The 21,895-nt window shown below is 30.7% G+C and carries 16 protein-coding genes; 1 reads left to right on the top strand and 15 read right to left on the bottom strand.

Translation table 11 applies throughout. From position 1 onward, the window contains the following. Window positions 1–66: 66 nt before the first annotated feature. From DIC82_18240 to DIC82_18275, 8 genes are all read right to left on the bottom strand, one after another. Window positions 67–1,611 (bottom strand): acyl CoA:acetate/3-ketoacid CoA transferase, encoded by a 1,545-nt coding sequence (locus DIC82_18240; protein AWK52816.1) that lies wholly within the window; start codon window positions 1,609–1,611, stop codon window positions 67–69. Window positions 1,612–1,898: 287 nt separating this feature from the next. Beyond that, a complete protein-coding gene (locus DIC82_18245) occupies window positions 1,899–3,623 on the bottom strand; it encodes a sigma-54-dependent Fis family transcriptional regulator (protein AWK52817.1) in 1,725 nt (574 codons plus the stop codon). 80 nt (window positions 3,624–3,703) lie between these two features. Next, window positions 3,704–5,299, bottom strand: coding sequence for a permease (locus tag DIC82_18250; GenBank protein ID AWK52818.1), 1,596 nt, complete (start codon window positions 5,297–5,299; stop codon window positions 3,704–3,706). Continuing rightward, window positions 5,289–6,005, bottom strand: a complete 717-nt coding sequence (locus DIC82_18255) for an ABC transporter ATP-binding protein (protein ID AWK53130.1) — start codon at window positions 6,003–6,005, stop codon at window positions 5,289–5,291. Before DIC82_18255 ends, DIC82_18250 begins: the two co-directional genes overlap by 11 nt. Before the next feature lie 35 nt (window positions 6,006–6,040). Beyond that, window positions 6,041–6,655 (bottom strand): galactoside O-acetyltransferase, encoded by a 615-nt coding sequence (locus DIC82_18260; GenBank protein AWK52819.1) that lies wholly within the window; start codon window positions 6,653–6,655, stop codon window positions 6,041–6,043. A 396-nt stretch (window positions 6,656–7,051) separates the two neighbouring features. Continuing rightward, window positions 7,052–7,240, bottom strand: a complete 189-nt coding sequence (locus DIC82_18265; GenBank protein ID AWK52820.1) for a hypothetical protein — start codon at window positions 7,238–7,240, stop codon at window positions 7,052–7,054. A gap of 161 nt (window positions 7,241–7,401) precedes the next feature. After that, the gene (locus DIC82_18270) at window positions 7,402–9,036 is read right to left on the bottom strand and encodes a hypothetical protein (protein AWK52821.1); all 1,635 of its coding nucleotides are present in this window, start codon (window positions 9,034–9,036) and stop codon (window positions 7,402–7,404) included. A 482-nt stretch (window positions 9,037–9,518) separates the two neighbouring features. Then, complete coding sequence (locus tag DIC82_18275) at window positions 9,519–10,535, bottom strand: serine protease (GenBank protein AWK52822.1); 1,017 nt, start codon at window positions 10,533–10,535, stop codon at window positions 9,519–9,521. Between the two features lie 527 nt (window positions 10,536–11,062). Here DIC82_18275 and pknB point away from each other — a divergent pair. Continuing rightward, complete coding sequence (pknB, locus tag DIC82_18280; GenBank protein AWK52823.1) at window positions 11,063–12,571, top strand: Stk1 family PASTA domain-containing Ser/Thr kinase; 1,509 nt, start codon at window positions 11,063–11,065, stop codon at window positions 12,569–12,571. Between the two features lie 310 nt (window positions 12,572–12,881). On the opposite strand, the gene DIC82_18285 is transcribed toward pknB, so the two are convergent. The 7 genes from DIC82_18285 to DIC82_18315 all read right to left on the bottom strand — a co-directional run bounded on the left by DIC82_18285 (window position 12,882) and on the right by DIC82_18315 (window position 21,877). Continuing rightward, a complete protein-coding gene (locus DIC82_18285; protein AWK52824.1) occupies window positions 12,882–13,292 on the bottom strand; it encodes a hypothetical protein in 411 nt (136 codons plus the stop codon). Between the two features lie 288 nt (window positions 13,293–13,580). Continuing rightward, window positions 13,581–13,922: a hypothetical protein gene (locus DIC82_18290; GenBank protein ID AWK52825.1), complete on the bottom strand. Its 342-nt coding sequence runs from the start codon at window positions 13,920–13,922 to the stop codon at window positions 13,581–13,583. A 183-nt stretch (window positions 13,923–14,105) separates the two neighbouring features. After that, a complete protein-coding gene (lon, locus tag DIC82_18295) occupies window positions 14,106–16,493 on the bottom strand; it encodes an endopeptidase La (GenBank protein AWK52826.1) in 2,388 nt (795 codons plus the stop codon). Between the two features lie 136 nt (window positions 16,494–16,629). Continuing rightward, entirely contained in the window at window positions 16,630–17,196 is a 567-nt protein-coding gene (locus DIC82_18300) for a TetR/AcrR family transcriptional regulator (GenBank protein AWK52827.1), read from the bottom strand. 258 nt (window positions 17,197–17,454) lie between these two features. Continuing rightward, the gene (locus DIC82_18305; protein AWK52828.1) at window positions 17,455–19,272 is read right to left on the bottom strand and encodes a heavy metal transport/detoxification protein; all 1,818 of its coding nucleotides are present in this window, start codon (window positions 19,270–19,272) and stop codon (window positions 17,455–17,457) included. 497 nt (window positions 19,273–19,769) lie between these two features. After that, window positions 19,770–21,176, bottom strand: a complete 1,407-nt coding sequence (locus DIC82_18310) for an amino acid permease (GenBank protein AWK52829.1) — start codon at window positions 21,174–21,176, stop codon at window positions 19,770–19,772. 536 nt (window positions 21,177–21,712) lie between these two features. Beyond that, a complete protein-coding gene (locus tag DIC82_18315; protein AWK52830.1) occupies window positions 21,713–21,877 on the bottom strand; it encodes an aspartyl-phosphate phosphatase Spo0E family protein in 165 nt (54 codons plus the stop codon). Window positions 21,878–21,895 lie beyond the last annotated feature (18 nt).

Raw genomic sequence — 21,895 nt, forward strand, 5'->3', positions numbered from 1 at the left:
TCCGTTATTTTATTATTTTTATTTTAAACTATTTATCCGTCTCTTCTTTTTATTTATATTTGTATATTACTTTAAGTTCATAGGCTTATCCTCAAAAATTCTTTCGTCCATTATCTTCAAATTACCTGAGATTATTGGTTTGAAATTCATTTGATCAAGAATATCCTCTTGTAAATCTACTCCTGGCGCGATTTCTTCCAAGATTATTCCATCACTTAACAGTCTAAAAACTGCTCTTTCAGTTATATAAAGTACTGGTTGATTAACGTCTCTCGCGTAATCTCCACTGAATGTAATCTGTTCAACAGTCTTAATAAATTTCTTTGATTCCCCCTCATTTTCTATTACTAACTTACCATCAGTGACACTAATTTTAAGTCCTCCTGCTGTAAAGGTTCCGCAGAATACTACCTTCTTTGCATTTTGAGTAATATTTATAAAACCTCCGCAACCTGCTATTTTAGGACCAAATTTACTTACGTTTATATTACCTGTTTCGTCGCATTGAGCAAGTCCTAAAAATGCTATATCTAATCCACCTCCATCATAAAAATCAAATTGGGAAGATTGATCTATAATGCTCTCTGGATTTATGGCAGCTCCAAAACTTAAGCCTCCTGCCGGAATTCCACCAATCGGACCAGACTCAATAGTTAACATAATGGTATCTCCTATGCCTTCTTCATTTGCTACCATTGAAATTCCTTCTGGCATACCTATGCCTAGATTGGTTACTGCATTTGGTATAAGCTCCATTGCACAGCGCCTTGCTATTATTTTTCGTTCATCCATAGGTAAACATTTAATAGAATTTATTGGCATTCTAATTTGTCCGCTAAAAGCCGGGTTAAATTGTTCAGAGTATGTCTGCATGTGATCTTCATTATTTGCTACAACTATTGCATCTACAAGTATTCCAGGAATTTTTACTAGCCTTGGATCTAACGTTCCTTTTGATACTATCTTTTCAACCTGAAGAATAACTTTTCCACCGGAGTTTTTTGCCGCCTGTGCCATAGCAAGTCCATCAAGAGTTGCAGCCTCCTTCTGAAGAGTTGCATTTCCATCTTCATCTGCATAGGTAGCTCTAAGTATAGATACATTTATAGGAAAAGCTTTGTAGTAAAGATACTCCATACCGTCAATTTCAATTACTTTTACAATATCTTCAGTAGTACATTTATTTAATCTTCCTCCTTCAACTCTTGGGTCTACAAAGGTTTTTAAACCAACACGAGTAATAGTCCCTGGTTTACCAGCTGCAATATCCCTATAAAGGCTTGATATTACTCCTTGTGGAAGATTATAAGCTCTTATCTTATTTTCAATTGCTAGCTTTTGAATCTTAGGTGCTAATCCCCAATGTCCTCCTATTACATTTGAAATAAGACCTTCCTGACCTAAATGGTTTAACCCTTTTTCTTTTCCATCTCCTTGCCCAGCTGCATAAACAAGATTTAAGTTGTTAGGTCTACCCTGCTTAAGGTAAGTTTCTTTAAGTTTCTTAGATATTCCCTCAGGATGTCCAACTCCTACAAATCCACCAAATGCTACAGTGTCTCCGTTTTCGATTAACGAGATTGCTTGTTCAACGGACATTATCTTGTTCATATTTTGTCCTCCTTTTTATATTTTTACATACTCCATTAAGCAAGAGCGTAATATTTATTTATGAGTTCGTTTACACTTATTTATATAAGCAATAACCATGCCAAAGTTTTGACCAGAAAATTAACGTAAAACCACGTTTTTTTCTCTCTTCATTTATGAAAAAATTCTTAATCGCAAGAACTTCTGTACGTTTTAGCGCACACTTTTTAAGTAAACATTTACATATTGTATGTATTTCCGTACAGTAAACTAAGTAAAAAAAAATAGTTGTTCGCAATTGCGAACAACTATATATGTATTTTATACTTTTCTATTTTTTCATATAAACTAGTACGTCCTATATCAAGAATTTTTGCTGCTTTTGTTTTGTTTCCACCTGAAGCTCTGATAGCAAGAATAATAGCATTTTTTTCACTCTCTTCAAGAATATCTTTAAGCCTTTTAGGAATAATTGAAGCTTTTTTACCAGTGATTTCTTTTGGTAAATCATCAGCATCAATGATTTCACTATCTTCCATAATATTAATGGCCCGTTCTAAAATATTCTCTAGTTCCCTTACGTTACCTTTCCATTCATAGGTTTTAAGATAATATTCAGCCTCCTTTGAGATTCCTGTAACTTTCTTCTCCAAATCAACTGAAAGCTTTTTAATTAAATGATTAGAAATAAGTATTATATCATTCCCCCTTTCTCTTAAAGGAGGAATTTCAATTGTTACAACATTAAGCCTATAATATAAATCTTCACGGAATTTACCTTCCGAGACCATTTTTTCAAGATTCCTGTTAGTTGCAGCAATTATTCTTATATTAATCTTTTTGCTGGCTACACTACCGACCTTTTCAACTTCCCTTTCTTGAATAACTCTTAAGAGTTTCACCTGCATATGAAGAGGCATGTCTCCAATTTCATCTAAAAATATTGTGCCCTCATTTGCGATTTCAAATTTTCCCATCTTCCCCTCTTTTTTCGCACCTGTAAAAGCTCCTGCTTCATAACCAAACAATTCTGACTCGAGTAAATCGCTTGGAATTGCTGCACAATTAATTTTAACAAAAGGTCCTTCATGGCGGTTACTTTCAGAATGTATAGCATGAGCAAATATTTCCTTACCCGTACCACTTTCCCCTAAAATAAGTACATTAGAGCTGGTATGAGCAGCCTTTTCAACTATAGCTTTAGCCAAAACAATCGAATCACTTTCACCTATAATATTTTTAAGAGAATACTTAGCTGTATTGAATTCTCTAAGCTTTGATTTGTAAGTTGCCAATTCCTTTTCTATAATACTTATTCTTTTGTAAAGACTGTTTAGTTCTTTTAAATTCCTAAATAGTACCTTTCCTACTACCCCAATAATCTCACCATTTTTAATTATTGGTATTCTTGATGCTATCATATAGCTTCCCTTAATCTTATGAAGCTCCGCCACTTCTTCTCTACCTGTTTCAAGTACTATTGGCATTCTGGTATTCTCGATGACTTCAGTTACGTGCTTGCCAATGGCATCCTTCCTGGCTATTCCCAAAAATTCCGTATACGCCTTGCTAATCATGGTAATTATTCCTTGCTTATCAATTATAACCATTCCATCATAAGCAGTTTCAATTACAGTGTTTAATATTTCACTGCTATTTCTCTCTTTATCAAGTTTATGAATCAACTCACCATGGTTTGTTACATTGCTGAAAATTAAAATTGATCCTGCTACACCTTTATCATCGTGAAAAGGTATGATACTTAATATTAAATTTAAATTATTAATTATTATAGGCTTTTTAAGCTCTTCTTTTTTAGTGGATAAAAAGCAAGATAATTTAGAATTATGTATTAATTCATTAACATCCTTGCCCAAGCTATCTTTGCTATCTATTCTAAAAAGAATACTTGCAGCTTTATTAACAAAAGATATCTTATTATTACAATCAACTGTGATTATTTCATTAAATACATTATTTAATATTATTTTGAATTCATTAAAATAGCTTGAAAATAATGCTCCCTTGTCCATGTAGTAGTACCTTCTTTCTCTTAAGTTTTATGCTTTTAAAAAGTTTGCTAAAAATATAAAATAATTATATACCAGTATTATTAACTTGGTAACTTTGTTACACATACTTTTCTATAAAGCAGCGCTGAAATACCTATCACTACAAAAGTAATTATTCCTGTAATTAAATTTCTATCTATTCCTGACAGGAATATTAAAATTCCAATAGGTATAATACCAAATAGCATTCCACCTAAAATTCCAATCATAGATGACATGCTTTGCTTGATTACAGTTACTTCAGATTCCCATGTGAAATTCGGTATTTTAAGGTTAATAAACATTCCCCATACAGAAGTAAAACACACATAAGCAAGTGGTGTGACAAATATCCATACAGTTGACATAATGTCTGTTTTCAAACAAATACTTATAAATAGAGAACTTAGTAGAGATACAGGAAATAGAATACTTACGTTGACTGCCATTTTACTTATATATATATATGCAGCATCTAGTGGCACAGATTGTAGTATCCATAAGTTCTTCCCTTCTAGAGAAAGTGACACCGAAGTTGTACATGTCATTGCTAACATTCCAGAAATCACAAAAGGCATAAAGTTAATAATCATAGATTTCATATTTGATATTCCCATAAGCTGTTCTATTTTATCTATTCCTAGAATAAAGCATGCAATGGAACCTACTAGCAAAAGCACTGCTCCCATCCCTACATTGAGTACATATAGATAAGATGAGAAGAATCTTTTCATTTCTTTTCGATACAATGCCTTAAATGGAGATGATGCTTTTAAACTTTGTAATTTATAATCAGACTTAGTTTGATGTGTTATAAGCCCAGTATTTATAGCTTTATATTTGATAGACACAAGTTTTACAAATATATAGTACCACACAACTGAAATTACCAAAAAAGCATGAAATGCAACTATGTCATACTGGTAAACTGCTTTATCTATTATGCCTACCAATGGATATATCTGATTCATTTGTTTAGATAACATTGTACCTAACGATGTTAATTGATTAATATCTATTTGATTGGCGTTAATCGTTCCTGCATTCATGCCTATACCCATAATAACAATTACCAGGGAAAATGATAATACAATACTCACCATATTTGTATATTTAAATCTAGATGAAATTGCACTAATAACTGATCCAATAACTGCTGCTATTGTCATTGGCACGAGTGGTATTATAAATATAGCAATAATCCACATTCCATAAAATATAATTTGTGGATTGGTCCATAGACAATAGGCAATACCCATTGGAAGCATAATAACAATTGAAATAAGTGCATTCATTCCATACATCAATAAAAATCGGCTTGTGATAACTGTAGTTATTTTAACTGGAAGTGCCATAAGCATATCGTAATCTTTGAAGGCAAATAATATTCCACTAGCTTTAAATACAGTGAAGAATATGATGAGCAAACTTGTGATGGTAAAGGCATATGCTGGAATAATCCTAGCCAATCCTATTTTCCCAAACCCATATCCAATACCAAAGGAATATACAGCCAACATAATCATAATCATAGTCATTGCTCCAGTGACTATGACAACTCCATTTTTCTTCTTTTTATCCTTATCATATTTCAAGGTGTTTAGTCCTGATTGGTTCAACAACTGCGCCTTTAAAAGAATCCAAGTGCTATTTTTCATTTTCTGCTACCTCCATAAACAGTGATTCCAAAGACTGATTTTTTATCAAAGTTTCTGTGTCTCCTTTTTCAATAAGCTTACCCTCTTTAATAATAGCAATTTTACTACAAAGTTTCTCTGCAACATCGAGTACATGAGTAGAGAAGAAAATAGCACTTCCTTCTTTGCACATTTCATGCATAATATTCTTCAACGTTAAAGATGCTTTCGGATCCAATCCTACAAATGGTTCATCAAGCAAGAATAGTTTTGGTTTATGAATTAAAGCAGAAATCAGAGCTACTTTCTGTTTCATTCCGTGAGAATAAGAAGAAATCAAATCTCCTAGTGCACTAGTAATCTCAAATAATTCCCCATATTTTCCGATGCGTTCTTCTCTCTCTTCTTTTCCAACTTCAAAAATATCCCCGATAAAATTCAAGTATTGAATGCCTGTTAGATGCTCATACAAATCAGGATTATCTGGTATATATGCGATTACTTTTTTACAATCTATTGGAGATTTTTGAACAGAATGTCCATCAACAAAAATTTGCCCTTCTTCAAAATCGAGTATCCCTGCAATAGCTTTTATCATTGTACTCTTTCCAGCTCCATTGTGCCCGATAAATCCATAAATATCTCCAGATGAGACTGTAAGATTAAAATTATCTACAGCTTTTTTCCCACCTTTGTATACCTTTGAAAAGTTTTTAATTTCTAATATAGCCATTATCATTTCACCCCTAATTTAAAAATACTCTACGTATTGTAATCATTAACATCGAATTCATTGTTTTTATAATAATATTTACGATCTTCTTCTGTAATCTCACGAATAACCTTACATGGATTTCCTACTGCTACAACATTATCTGGAATATCTTTGGTAACTATACTTCCTGCTCCAACAACAACATTATTTCCAATATGAACTCCAGGATTTACAACAACATTTCCACCAAGCCAAACATTATCTCCTATTGTTATACCAATGCCATATTCATATCCAGAATTTCGTGAATCAGGATGTATTGGATGTCCTGCTGTATACAGAGAAACATTTGGTGCAAATTGCACATTTTCACCTATGATTACCTTTCCAACATCTAATATTGTACAATTATAATTAGCGAAAAAGTTATTGCCCGCCTCAATATTTTTACCATAATCACAGTGAAATGGCTGCTCTATAAAAACTTTATCACCAGTTTTTCCTAATATGTCTTTAATCAACTCTTCCATTTTATTTTTTTCATCTGGACGAAGTAAATTATAATTGTATATTTTTAATTTATTTTCTATTCTTTCTTCGTTGAGTCCATCTAACCAAGCTTTATATGGTAACCCTGATAACATTCTTTCTTTTTGATTCATCTCTCTAATCCCCTTTTCTTGAAAATATTAATACTTGACGTTAATATAAAACTGCTTAGCACCTTAACATCTAAAGTGTATTTGCTATTAGTTTCATCTTTCAAATTGCTTTCTTATATTATTATAATATTACATAATATCCGATAATAATATAAGAACAAGCTATATTTTTATACCAGAAATATATACCGAAGCAACTGTTGATTTATATTTTGAAGCATGTTTTATTCAACTGTAATTGATAATTAGTCATTTTATCATTATAATATTGTTCCATAATACTATTAATATACTTGGTAAGAAATAAAAGTATTATGAAACAAAAAAAATACCGTTATTCTTTTGAATAGTCGGTACTCTAACTAATTAGTATTTTAAATTATTTATTATACTTTCTTAATACTCTATAGATATCTTTTCATTCTCACTTCGTACAAATGTACTACACTTATTGCACTGATAACTATTTGTTATAATTTTAAATCTTTCACCATTATCATCTTTTTCTTCCTTTTCTGTCGTAGTTACTGTGCTACTTGTCAACTGATGACATTTAGGGCAATATTCATTAATAATATAATTCACATCCTCTTAATAATATATTTAATACTATTATAGCATGTTTTATAGATACAGTATTACAAATTGAATATAATAGATGTAATTAATCTATATATTATTTGAATTTGCTGATAAATAATCAAAAATTTCAATATACCCTAAAGTCATAGGTCACAGTTTAAATTCTACTTCTCTCCTAATATGTCCTCAATTATGTTTTTTAAATTTTTACTTTCTTCAAAATCTGGATCTAAGACTAGAGATTTTTCTGTATACTCAAGTGTTCTATCCCATTGTTGTAAATTGTAATAGCAAAGTGCAATTTCATAATTGGTTTCAGGGCACTCACCATAAAATTCTAATGAAGATTCAAAAAATCTTAGAGCATCATTATCGTGGCCAAGATAACCTAATATTGAACCAAAATGATATCCCAAATCTCCCTCTTCACCAATAGGAAAATAATATTCCCAAACTTTATTGATAACATCAATCAGTTCATCTTTGGGGAAGTTTTCTTCTGTTTCTATTCTTTCAAGTAATATGTTATAACATTCAAGAAGGGTTCTTGCATCCCAAACTGTAAACCTTATGAAGGTCAAAAGTTCTTTCGTAGTTAAAGACTTACTCAGTGGCATAATTGCTTTCTTTATAATATAGAAATCATCTGGTCCTATGGTTTCAATAACCTCATTATAAGCCATTGAAGTCTCTACAAAGTCATTATTATTTTTACTTAATAAAAACAGAGATACATTTACATTTTCGTGTTCATATATGCTATGTATGGCTTTTCCACCAAGCCCTTTAAAATATAACTCCATAGCATGGAAGTTGACTGTCATAGAAATACATCCATGTTTTGATAAAAATGGGTGATAGTTTTTAAACATAGATTCTTCATTTTTATAACCCTTATCAGCGGATATTAGGATTATGTCATCATTGAATAACTTTCTCAATCTGGAAATACACCTTAAGCCAATAATAGGCATGTAAAACGCTGTATCCTCTAAAGAATTTTTATAGTGTAGAAGAACATCATTAAAATTCTTATCTTCGTAATAATCATTTCCATCAATTTTTTTATCTGTATAATAATAATCCAAACCTGCTAAAATTGATTTATCCTCTGGATCAACCTCATCCTTTGGCTCAGTTACTGTAATAAGACCTTCAAAAAGTTCTCCGCCTTTAACATAAAAAGTATCTTGAGGAAGACTGTCAAAGGTATAATTGGCAAATAAAATCAAAGGATTTTTCAGTTTACCACTTGATAAAACTTCACCACTATGTCTTAACCTAACCTCATCATCTTTAGAAATGTCAAAGGTTGCACAGTCAAGCACTCCAGATTCAAAATAAGGCTTTAAAAAACTGTGGTTTTGCCAATATTCAATATTCCTTTCGGCAAAATCTGTTACTATGTATTTAAATTTTAGACCTTTTAGTGAAGAATTTTCAATTAGATGTAAAAATCTTTTTAGAAAAGTATAGGTAAATCGCCCTACTCCTGCTGCAAGCTCCATTATGTAGATGACTGTATCTTTATCTATATCCTCCCTTGCAACATAATCTCGTAGGTATCCAAAGACAGTTTTAGCATATTGGTTTGCAATATAAGGATTTGTTGTTATATATTGAGGTACAATTCCTTTAATCCACGCCTCTGGCCCCTGATTTGAAAAGAACTCTGTTTGTAATTCCCATAACATCGACTGTGATAATGGCTTTTCAGCCTCAACTATAACTCCAGGATTCTCCTTTTCTTTTGACTTAGTAACCCTAGTAATATTATATTTCTTATTCTTTTCCGACAAAATAATTCCTCCCTAAATATAAAGTGAAACTTTTCAGTTGGAGTTTTATACTCCAACTGAATTTAGTTGAACTGATCCAGGAGCGTGCAGCCGTTACCTCTGACTTGAATAAGAAGGAGTCTTACGGATGCTAGCTATCGGATAAAAATCAATTTCAGCAAAAATATTCTCAATAAAATGATTATACTATTGTCATTGAATTATGTATAGGTAGTTAAAATGCTAGAGTAGAACTTTAATCAACTACAGTCATCAAGTTTTTCTTAATTACTTTTTTCTATTTCCAACTCTCTACTTAAATAATATCCGAAAATTTATCTTGGTCAAAACCTAGAAGAAAGTCTGTAGTAACATTATAATATTACAAATCAATGTGAATTCCTCGGTTTTATAGAAAATGAGCTGTCACAAAACTAACTATGTTAGTTTTGCAACAGCCCTTTCATTTTATAATTCTTTAATTCGTATTTTACTTCATATTCCTAGTTTGAAAATTCTTGTGTTCCCATAATTTTACCATTTCCTTGAACAACTCCTATACCAACCTTAGTATATGAAGAGTTCATCATGTTTGCTCTATGACCTGATGAATTCCACCATTGGGTAAATAATTCATTTGCATCATAAGTATTATATGCTATATTTTCCCCAGCTGTAGTATATTTGTACCCTACTGCTTGTAACCAATCTGTATATTTAGTTCCTTGTGGAGTTGCATGATCAAAGTAGTTATATTGAATCATATGGTCACTCTTATATCTTGCTACTTGTACCAAAGTGTTATCCATAGTTAACGGCTTTAAACCTGATTCTACTCTTTTTGCGTTCATTAATTCAAGAATTTTATTTTCAGCGGTAGCTTGTACATTAATAGAATATGTTGTTGGTAATTTAGGTAATCCCTGTACATCCACTGTAGTTACATTTGAAGAAGTAGTAGTGTTTCCTGCACTTGTACTAGTAGTTGTTCCTGTATTAGTTGTGCTTCCTGTGCTTGTACTAGTAGTAGTTCCTATATTAGTTGTACTTCCCGTGCTTGTACTAGTAGTCGTTCCTGTATTGGTTGTTCCTTTATTAATATTTGAATTACTTACTGTAGAATTTTTATTATTATCTTTTACTACTTTATTGTTTGAATCAAATACTTTATCAACTACTGGAACTTTAGTTCCTACTACTTGTCCATTTGAAGAGCATGTATATGTTTTATTATTTACACTAACCTTTCCTGTCTCCATTACACCAGCTGTGTTTAGACAATAAGTTTTACCATTAACTTTAATAACCCCTGTTTGTATTGCTCCTGTGTTATCGCAGTAATACCATTTGCCATTGTCTTGAATCCAACCTGCCTTTAATGTTCCATTTGTGATTAAATTGTAATAATTGTTATCTATTGACTTAGTAGTTGCTGCAGATACTCCTAACGGTGTTAAACTAGTCATTGTTGTTGCTACAACAACCGCCATCACTATCTTTTTTAAAAAAGCCTTCTTCATTAGTTTTTCTCCTTTGTTTGTTTTATTTGGTTCCTTGATATCTTATATATTAATTTTTCGAAATCGTTTTTAGTGTTATTGTTTTCAAGGAAGTCCATGTATATATACTAACACGTTTTCGACATTATTCAACATCATAATCAGTGCCGTAATTCCCTCAAAAGATATTAACTGCAATAAGCTTAACTATGCTCTCGTTTCTTCCCTTATACTCTCTAATATCCTTCTAGCCCTTGCAACGCAAAGGGTATACCCCTCTTTTTTATTTTTTATTTTTATATATTTATATTTAAAATATATAAAAAGTAATAGCTTATTTTTACAAAAATACAACTTCGAAGATATGTTTTTGTAATAATATTCTTCAAAAATAATTTTGTCACTACTTACGCCTATATAAAAAGACATTCCTTGTTATACTGTTTTTTCTTTCTATTTGCTTCTATCGACTCTTTCAAAAGCGATGCATTTATAGGTATTTATTATGTTATAATACATGTATTACTATTTTACATTGGAGGACAGACATGATAGGGACATTACTTTTAAACAGATATGAATTATTAGAAAAAATTGGTGAAGGTGGCATGGGAATTGTTTATAAAGCAAGATGCACTTTATTAAATAGATTTGTAGCTGTAAAAATATTAAAATCAGAGTTAAATGATTGTGAAGATTTTATTACTAGATTTAAAAGAGAAGCTAATTCTATTGCAAGCTTGTCACATCCAAACATAGTTAATGTTTATGATGTTGGTTCCGAGAACAGTATTAATTTTATAGTTATGGAATACATTAATGGAAAAACATTAAAGCAAATTATACAAAAAAATGTTAGACTTAGCCCTTTCAAGGCTTTAGATATAGCTTTTCAAATAGCTAAAGCACTTGAGTGTGCTCATAAAAATAATATAATTCATCGAGATATAAAACCAGATAATATTTTGATTACAGAAGATAATATAGTTAAATTAACAGATTTCGGAATCGCTAAAGTAACAGATTCAATAACCATAACCAATCCTAATAACATTGTAGGTTCTGTACATTATTTTTCTCCAGAGCAAGCTAAAGGAAAGTTTGTGGATTGTAGAACAGACATATACTCCTTAGGCATTGTTATGTATCAAATGGTGACTGGACAAGTCCCTTATAATGCAGAAATTCCTATTTCTGTAGCTGTAATGCATATTCAAGAACCTGTTATTCCACCCAAAGAAGTTATTGAAGGTATACCTGAAAATATTAATACAGTAATTTTAAAGGCATTAGAGAAAGAACCTATTAATAGATTTCAAACTGCTAAGGAACTTGCTGATATATTAAATGCAATCAAAGAGAATTCTGATTTAGAAGTGAACTTTAATAATGGGTCAATGGATGCTACAGTTCTAATGGACCTAGATACAACAATTCTAACGGATCCAACTACTGTATTGTCTGATGCAAAAATTGATTCCACAGTTCTTATGACTCAAGTCATGAGTCCAGAAACGTCAATAATAGAAAAAGATAAAAAAAGACTATCAAGAAATAATGGTACTAGTAAAAATAAAAAGATAATACTAACTGCTGGATTAATTATTTTAACTATAATTATTTGTATTTTAGGAAAATATCTTTCTAAAGAACCTTCTACAGATACAAAAGCAGCAACTACAGAAACTGTTGTTCCAGAAATGAGTGTAAACTTACCAGAAGATGAAAAAAAACTTGTGCCTTCACTTATTGGAAACTCCCAAGATATTGCTGAGAGCAGTATAATTAATAATGGATTTTTGCTTGGCAATATCACAAAGGAATATAGTGAGGTTGTCCCTAAGGGCTTAATTATTAGTCAATCGCCTGCAAGTAATACCTACTATGAAAAAAATAAGAAAATCGACTTAGTTATAAGTGAAGGACAAAAGATAACTCAAGTTGTACCACAAATAAGCGAAAACAAAAAAATTAATGAAAAGGCTAATGATAAAGCTAATGAAAAGGCTAATGAAAAATCTAATAATAAAGAAAAAAAGGTGAAAAACAATAAATAATCCAATAGGAAAAAGTTGTGACATTTATAATAGATTGTTTATGAGTGTTACCGCATCACCTTTTTCAATGGTATAAACTAATTTGTTATTGCTTCTAAGGTTTAATTAGTATGTTCCCATCTATACAATTAATATTGTTAATATATATGTTGCAAAAAATAATCTACATCAATTAGGTAACAGTATCTTAATTTGCTTAAAAATAAAAACTACAACTTATATATAATTATTTTCTAACAAAAATAAAGGATACAGGATTAACTCCTATATCCTAAAAATCACCTTTTAAAAAAACAATTTCTAAGCTTTTTTAACATTTCCTATCTTCTGGAACATTTGAAGGCGCTTGAATTAGAGTAGTGAAAAAATAATCGTGATCATGATTATTTTCATCTGCAACATCTGTTGTGCCTTTTAGTAAATGAATGTGTTTTCCATCGGGAAGATAAAGAGCTGGACCAGTAGTATCACAAATCTTATGAAAATGATCATCAAAAGTATCTGTAAACACGGCTATATTATGAACATGAGATTTACCCCGAACAATTGGAGGACCAGTCACACCGGCAATACGATGATTGTGTTCTACGCCTTCACAATCTTCTTCATAGTCTGTACTTGATAAAAATTCATGATTATGATTTATTACTCTATAAGAATTTTCTCTACATTGATTATTTTCATTAGAATGACGACAATGGTTATTATTATTGTATCCCATTGAAATTTCCTCCTCAGTTATTTAAGATACTATATAATATGTTAATTTACATTTTTGTGTTAATGAGAAAAAAATATACAAACATATACCGACTAACTAACTAAAATACACATTTCATAGACATAAAAATATTAAATATTTCTTAATCCAATCATATTTCAAAATGCCTTGGATAAACCTTTTATTTAGCTATCTAATTCATTAATATGAAATAATAGATTCAATATAAGGCACAATGAAAAAAATCTAGCAACTTTATTAGAGCTGCTAGATTTAATTCCTATATCATTAAATAAATTTGCTTAACCTGTCTTTTAGATTTACTTCCTTTTCAATTAGCCAGCCTTCTTCTTCACAGGTATTTCCCCACTGAACTATATCACTTATTTCATCCTTAGTTAACTGAACAGATATTTTATCAATAACTTCTAAATCTTCCTCGTAAAATCCATTATGCATTTTTAAAGCACTGGTTTCTCCTTTTAACCCCAAAGAATATACAGGTGTTCCTTTTCCATCTTTATGATGTGCCACAACATACAATCTTACTCCATCATTCTTTTTATCAGCTTTTACATCATTATGTTTTATTTCAACTAAAGTTCCCATTGGTATATTATACTTTTCCAAAAATCCCACTTCCTCTCTATATATGAATTCTACATAAAAATTCAATTCCCTTTATTTTCAGAAGATTCTTAACATTAGTATTGCTTTAGACTAGAAACTCTATACATTTTTACTAAAAATTTTACTTCAAAACATAAGATAGCCATCACCTTTACATAAAAGTGATGGCTATTTCATGTTAAATTATATTTGATTTACATTAAAAATTGCTTGAGTAGATCCATTAGGATTAAATATATGTTCTACTCTAGGTAATGAAATTCCTAAAGTTTCACGAAGTACGTCTTCTACTGTTTCTACTGCTATAATAGTTAATTGACTCTTAACCTCTTCTGGTACATCTTTTAAGTCAATTACATTATCCTTTGGAATTAATATCTTTGTTATTCCAGCTCTTTGAGCTCCGATTAACTTTTCTTTAAGACCTCCTATTGGAAGTACTGCTCCTCTTAAAGTAATTTCCCCTGTCATTGCAAGCTTTGAATCTACTTTTATACCAGTAACTAAAGATGCAAGGGCTGTGAATAATGTAATTCCAGCTGAAGGACCATCTTTAGGAACAGATCCTGATGGAACGTGAATATGAAGATCTCTTTCTTTAAAGTTTACAGCATTCATTGGTAGTCTTGACTTCAATAAGCTTAAAGAAATCTTTGCAGATTCTTTCATAACATCTCCCAATTGACCAGTTAAGGTAACTTGTCCATTTCCTAACATGTCTGTAGCTTCAATGAAAAGTATCTCTCCGCCTACTGCTGTCCACGCTAGTCCTGTTACTACTCCTGGTGGATTGTCACTTTGTGCCTTATCATGACTTGAAACTTTTCTTCCAAGCAAATCATCTAATTCACTAGCAGTAACTTTAAATGGTAATTCTACCTTATTAGATACAATCTTTTCTGAAGTAATTCTTGCAAGAGTAGCTAATTGCTTTTTAAGTCCTCTTACACCAGCTTCTAGAGTATATTCACTAATAACTTTTTCTAAAGCTTCATCTTCTATAACTAATTGTTCCTTATTAAGTCCATGTTCCTCAAGAGTTCCTGGTATTAAGTGATTTTTACCAATATGGAATTTTTCATTCATAGTGTAACTAGATATTTGAATTATTTCCATTCTATCTAATAGAGGTCTTGGAATACTATCTAATGAGTTAGCTGTCGCTATAAAGAATACTTCTGATAAATCATAAGGTAAACCTAAATAGTGATCAGTAAAAGTATTATTTTGTTCAGGATCTAGTACCTCGAGTAATGCACTAGCTGGATCTCCATTATAGCCTGTCATTAGTTTATCTACTTCATCTAAAACCATAACTGGATTTATTTCTCCTGCCTTCTTAATGCTTTGAATAATTCTTCCTGGCATTGCACCCACATAAGTTCTTCTATGTCCTCTAATTTCAGCTTCATCACGTACACCACCTAAACTTAAGCGTATATACTTTCTATCAAGGGCTTCAGCAATACTCTTACCTAAGCTTGTCTTTCCTGTTCCTGGAGGTCCAACTAATAATAAAATAGAACCCTTTTTATCCTTTTTAAGCTGCATAACTGCTAAATGTTGTATTATTCTATCTTTCACTTTTTCAAGTCCATAATGTTGTTCATCTAATACACGTCTTGCTTCCCCTAAATTAATCATTTTAGGTTCAGCCTTTTTCCAAGGAAGCTTCACTAATAGGTCTAGATAGTTACGTATAACATTATAGTCTGAACTATTTGGACTTTGACTTTCTAATTTTTCTAATTCTTCTAAAGCAGCCTCTTTTATTTCATCTGGCATTTGAGCCTCTTCAATCTTATTCAAATAATCCTTGTCTTTTTTAGAGCCTTCACTTTTTCCTTCATTTAATTCACTTTGAATTGCCTTTAATTGTTCTCTAAGTACCGACTCTCTATAACTTTTACTAGCTTTTTCAGTTAGTTTTTCTGTCATCTCAAATTGTAACTTTAGAGTTTCCTTTTGCCTTAATAGGTAATCCATAAACTTAAGGCTTCTCTCTTTTAAAGATTGAGTTTCTATTAAATCATACTTTTCTTGGTTTGAAAGTGGCATAAATTGAGTAAGATAACCAATGAGTTTATTTAAATCCTTTTGTTCTTCTATAATCTTCATGAATTGATCTGATCCTGTGAAATTTTCACTAACATCGCGAGTAACTTTCTTCACATACTCTAGCATTTCTTCTTGGCTCTTTTCTGTAAGATCAATAATATCTGATGCAATCTCAAATTCTGCACTAATATAATTATTTTCAATACTAAGTGATTTAATTTCTACCCTATCAATCGCTTTAATTTTTATTTGATATCCTTTTTCTGTTTTTTCAATTCCATCTACATGAAATGAAACTCCAATTTTATAAAAATCATCTTCCCTTAATAGACTTTGGTTAAAATTTTGCTTTAAAGGTAATGCAATATTAATTTCATGCTCCTCAGCTAAATTTTTAAGCTCTTCCTCACTAATCCTATTTAGCTTTAGGGTGTAAATCATTCCCGGTAATAAAGCTAGATCTGATACTGGAATTACCATACCTTCGTTGTTTTTCTTATCTATATTCATCATTATAATCATCCTTTCTTCAACTGTATTCATAAGTGAACGTTCATTTAACCATTTGTTAAATATTAGCGAGATACTTTCGTGATTATTTCTTCACAAAATACTCTCGCTTTAATACTCTCGCTTTAATACTCTCGCTTTAACTTTCTATCAAAGCGTCCTGTATAATCCTAATCATTTCTTTAAGTAATTCAACTTGCTCTACTTCTCCAATACACTGATTAATAGCAATGTATTTTACTGGAGAAAAAATTATTGCTATCAAATTATCATTTCGAAAATCCTTAAACACTTTCTTTTCTTTCATTTCATCTAACAAATTATTTAAGTTTTTTATACCCTTACGTTCTGAGCATCCACTAGCTAGAGCTGGGCAACTTGAAAACTGCTCTACAAAATGGAAAATTTCACCATTCTTTTTAATGTATGTATAATATTCTCTAACGATTATTTCAATAAGTTGCTTACCATCAATCACATTATTAACTTTATTAAGTAAATAATCAAAGACTTCTTCAGAATACTCAATATATATATCATGAAGCATTGCTTCTTTATTATCATAATAAATATAAACAGTAGCTGGGGAAACCCCTGCCTCTTTAGCTATTTTGGAAATAGAAGTACCCTGAAAACCTTCTTTAAGTATTAACTTAATAACTGCATCTTTTATACTTTTTTCTTTTTCATCATCTTTTCTTCTCATTTGAACACCTCTATTATATTTCTATAATAAACGAACATTCTTTTATTGTCAAGAGTATTAGACACATGAAAGAAAATAACAAGTCCAAAATGCCATAAAAAGTTTTTATATGCAGCACAGCTGCTCTTTTCTAAGTGTATATTTTTCATCAGGCAAGGAAGCGGATTGTGCTCATAGCGAGCCTATTAGTGCAATCTGCTGACGAAGGATGATGGAAAATAGACTAGCAGATGGACTTGTTATTTTTTTGATTGTGCCTTAACTTATGAAATTTTCACGAACCTCTTCTAAGTTAACAGTATTCAATGAATCCGTAACTTGAATTCCAACTACAGCCACATTGTCTTTAACAATTACATATGTTCCACTTTCATTTATCTTAAATTCTACATCTACAATACCCTTTTTACCTGTAAAGGTATTTACTATTTCCTCAGTTTCTGCATTGAAGATAGTAAAACTTCCATCAGCATTATCAAATGAATTAAGATCTATTGAAAGTTTTGTTTTTATTCCTTTTTCCAGTACTACTACAAGTGGGTCAAACTCATAACCAATTCCTTTTAAATTTTGACTTTGAGTATCGCCAATAATATTAGCTTTTTTAACTAATCTATCAGTAGAAACTTTGCTTAAATCATCACCATATATACTTGGCGTTTGTGGCACACTACTTGCAGCTCCACCTGTACAGCAACTCATTCCACTGCTTGGCGTTGGAATTGATGGATCTGCTTTAGATGTATCTACAGAATCAAGATTATCTGTAACTTTGATTACGCCTCTTATCATTCCCATCCAACAACTAAAGTTTATGTCTTTATCTCCAGGTGTAAATTCTATTACATTTTCACCAGACTTTAGAGTTTTTTGTATATTCAAAGATGGTACTACCACTGCATTATTGCAGGAATTAATCTGACTTCCTGTAATTATCCACTTTACAGGTATACCTTTTTGAACATAAAAAGCATTCGGAGTATAACCATTATTATCTGCAGTCATTCTTATTACTTGAACTCCATTTTCCATGGTTGGTTTAGCTGCATTAGATGTCGCAGCTTGAGCTTCACTACCTGAAAGACTTTGTGTTAACGTACTAACACTTGGCACTCCAACTCCAGCAAGGGCAAGCCCCCTATTTCCCATTATTATTCCAAGTATTATTACTAAAAATCCACTAAATTTCAAAAGTTGTTTTGTATAACCTTTGCTTAAAAAACCTGATATTGCTCCAAATACTAGCATTAAAGGAACTGTTCCTAAAGAAAATATAAACATTGATAAAGCTCCAGCTGCTGCACTACCAGTACCTAGTGCATAAAGTTGCATTGTTTGCAAAGGACCACAAGGCATTAATCCATTTAACATTCCAACCAAAAATGGTGCCTTAGGTTTGTTTTTTACTTTGCATGAAGACCATGGCAATTTAATGTTAAATTTTCTAAACGCAGAAAATCCAGCCATATTTAGTCCCATTATTACCATAAATAATCCTGCAAATATTTGAAGCCCTGCTTTCACATTAAGTGATAGTGATAGTACAGAACCTAAAGCACCTACTATACCACCAATAATTGTATAAGAAGTTACTCTTCCAGCATTATATAAAATTGCAGGCATTAAAGTCTTAAATTTGTTCTGATTTTCAATCACAATACTGTCTTTAGATAAACTTTGTGTAAGCATTATTCCACCACACATACCAACACAATGAATAGATGTAAGCATACCAACAATAAATAACACCATATAAGATGCATTATTTAGCTTAGCACTCATATCAAAACCTGATGTAGAGTTACCAATAAGCAGAATAGCTGCAACTACAATAAAAAAACCTGCAAATTTAATATTACTTGAATTCTTTGTACTGTAACCAGCTTTATTAATAGCTTCATTTAACTGTTCCTTAGTGCAAATCTCATTATTATATTCAACAGTTACTTGTTGATTGCTATAGCTAGCCATAGCATTTATAACTCCATCAACTTTCTTTAATGCTCTCTCTACTCTGTTTTCACAAGAAATACAGGTCATGTCATAAACTTTAATAATCTCTCTTTTAATGCTCATATTTACCTCCATTAAATTACTTCATTTTATTTCATTAATATATTTTAATTAAAATTCATATTTTCATATTTTTATTATAATAAAAAGTTATGAAGATTTTATGAGGATACAAAAGAATTTTTAAAAATAGTAAAACTGCCTCAAAAGAATTTAAAATTCTTTATGAGACAGTTAATTAATTTACTTATTATTTGGGTTTCTTACAGGTTTATATGACCCTGTTTTATCTTCTGGGTTTATATAAGTGTAATCACCACTTTCAGTTTTTTTCAATCCAAGTGAAGCCATTTGCTTTTTTGTAGTTTTTCGTTTATTAGCCATAAAATCACTCCTTGTATCATGTAATATAGACTAATGATTTAAAATATTACAACTAATTATCTATATACATACTAATTTTTAATTTATTATATATATTGAATCAATTAATATTTATTAGCTTCACCATTTTTTGTTTTATTATGTATACTTAATGAATTATTATCTTAAAAATTACTTTATACAGCTTCGTCTGACTCCTCTGGGTTTTCCTCATGTTGAAGAATACTGTGTTTTCTTCCATAAAAGAAATATACTAAAAGTCCTATAATAAGCCAAACTGCAAAACCTATCCAAGTTTTTATATGTAATCTACTTAATAAAGCTAAGCAACATATTATAGATATTATTGGAGTAAATGGAACTCCAGGAGTTTTGAATATTCTTTTAAAATCAGGCATAGTTTTTCTAAGTACTATAACTGCAGCAGATACTGCTATGAAACTTAATAATGTTCCTATGCTTAAAAATTGTGTAATAAAATCTAGTGGTAAAAATCCAGCTATTACTGATGCTATAGTTCCAGTTATTATAGTTGAAATATATGGTGTTTTATGTGTAGGATGTACCTTTGAAAATACCTTTGGTAAAAGTCCATCTCTTGACATAACCATAAATATTCTAACTTGACCATAAAGCATTACCATTAGGGTAGACATCATTCCAAGTATTGCTCCTGTTCCAACTAACGCGGCTCCCCAGTTTATACCTACTCTTGCTAATGCCCCTGGCACTGCATTTTCTGAAATTATTTCTTTATAAGGAACCATTCCTGTAAGCACAACTGCAACAGAAACATAAAGTATTGTAACTACTATTAAACAAGCTATAAGCCCTAGTGGAATATCTCTCTTAGGATTTTCTGCCTCTTCTGCGGCTGTTGATATGGCATCAAAACCTATATAGGAGAAGAATATAGTCGCTGCTCCTGCAAAAATACCATTAAATCCAAGTGGAGCAAAAGGATGATAGTTAGCTGTATCTATATGTGATACTCCGAGAACTACAAATATAACAATTATAGCTATTTTTATTCCTACAATTATATTATTGACTTTTGCACTTTCCTGCATGCCATAACATAAGAGAGCAGTTATTAATACTATTATTAGTATGGCTGGTAAATCTACTATTCCACCTTTGCTTGGTGATGCAGTAAATGCTGTAGGAACTGTTATTCCTATTGACTTTAATATACCAACAAATGTACCTGACCATCCTGATGCAACAGCACTACAGGCAACTACGTATTCTGCAGTAAGGCACCATCCAATTATCATTGCAATTATTTCGCCAAATACTATGTATGAATATGAATATGTACTTCCTGCAACAGGAAACATAGTTGAAAGTTCACAGTAACATAACCCACAAATACAAGCTATTATCCCTGCTATAATGAATGAAATAATTACTGCTGGTCCTGCTAAATGCGCCCCTTCTCCTGTGGCAACAAATATACCTACTCCTACTACTGCTCCAATACCAAATGCAGCTATATCTTTAGCTTTAAGATTTTTCTTTAAAGCCGTCTTTTGTATACCTTCCAATATCTGGTCTACTGATTTCTTCTTAAAAATGTTCATTATTTCCTCCTATTTAGTTAATCTATTCGTCAAAAATCGTATTTTTAATATGTTATTTTTTAGAATATTAATATATTTTACTAGAAATCTTAAAATCGTAACAAACCAATTGATATTTTATCATATGTCACTAATATATTGCAAGACATTAACATTCTAATAATTCTAGCTTTTTGCAAATATAAGTTTTTTTCGCCCAATAATTGTCATAAATAATCATATATTTAGTTATTATTATTAACAGTGTATGAAAAAAAGACAATAAACATTCATGTTTATTGCCTTTTTAATTATAAATATTTAATTGTTCTTAAATATTATAGAATCTATGATTAAAGTTTACTATATATAAAATTAAAATATCACTGACTTTATTTTTATTATATATATATATGTTTTATTGCTTATAAGTCTATCAACTATTTTTTCTAAAATATATAGCTTATATCTTATTTAACGTGGTAATTAAAGATATAAGCTAATTTAATTATATTATAAATAACTCGTTTATAATATTATTTCATATTTATAGAATTTCACAAAGCTAGTTCATTATTTCTAGTATAAAAATATTTATTTATTAGCTTGTCCAATTTTACGCTAATTTCTAATAATTCCTTATCTTCTGTAATTCTCTCTTTAGTTGCTATTAGCATATTCAATTTATCTCTAGTTTCTTCAATTTGTTCTTTTATATCGATTAGTTACACCACCCTTAA

It is taken from the genome of Clostridium beijerinckii, assembly GCA_003129525.1.
GTDB classification, from domain to species: Bacteria; Bacillota; Clostridia; order Clostridiales; family Clostridiaceae; genus Clostridium; species Clostridium beijerinckii_D.

Coding starts and splice junctions, on each gene's coding strand:
- DIC82_18260 (AWK52819.1), bottom strand. CDS start 6,655: ATGAATCAAAAAGAAAGAATGTTATCAGGGTTACCATATAAAGCTTGG.
- DIC82_18300 (AWK52827.1), bottom strand. CDS start 17,196: ATGAGAAGAAAAGATGATGAAAAAGAAAAAAGTATAAAAGATGCAGTT.
- DIC82_18285 (AWK52824.1), bottom strand. CDS start 13,292: ATGGGATACAATAATAATAACCATTGTCGTCATTCTAATGAAAATAAT.
- DIC82_18240 (AWK52816.1), bottom strand. CDS start 1,611: ATGAACAAGATAATGTCCGTTGAACAAGCAATCTCGTTAATCGAAAAC.
- pknB (AWK52823.1), top strand. CDS start 11,063: ATGATAGGGACATTACTTTTAAACAGATATGAATTATTAGAAAAAATT.
- DIC82_18245 (AWK52817.1), bottom strand. CDS start 3,623: ATGGACAAGGGAGCATTATTTTCAAGCTATTTTAATGAATTCAAAATA.
- DIC82_18250 (AWK52818.1), bottom strand. CDS start 5,299: ATGAAAAATAGCACTTGGATTCTTTTAAAGGCGCAGTTGTTGAACCAA.
- lon (AWK52826.1), bottom strand. CDS start 16,493: ATGATGAATATAGATAAGAAAAACAACGAAGGTATGGTAATTCCAGTA.
- DIC82_18310 (AWK52829.1), bottom strand. CDS start 21,176: ATGAACATTTTTAAGAAGAAATCAGTAGACCAGATATTGGAAGGTATA.
- DIC82_18305 (AWK52828.1), bottom strand. CDS start 19,272: ATGAGCATTAAAAGAGAGATTATTAAAGTTTATGACATGACCTGTATT.
- DIC82_18275 (AWK52822.1), bottom strand. CDS start 10,535: ATGAAGAAGGCTTTTTTAAAAAAGATAGTGATGGCGGTTGTTGTAGCA.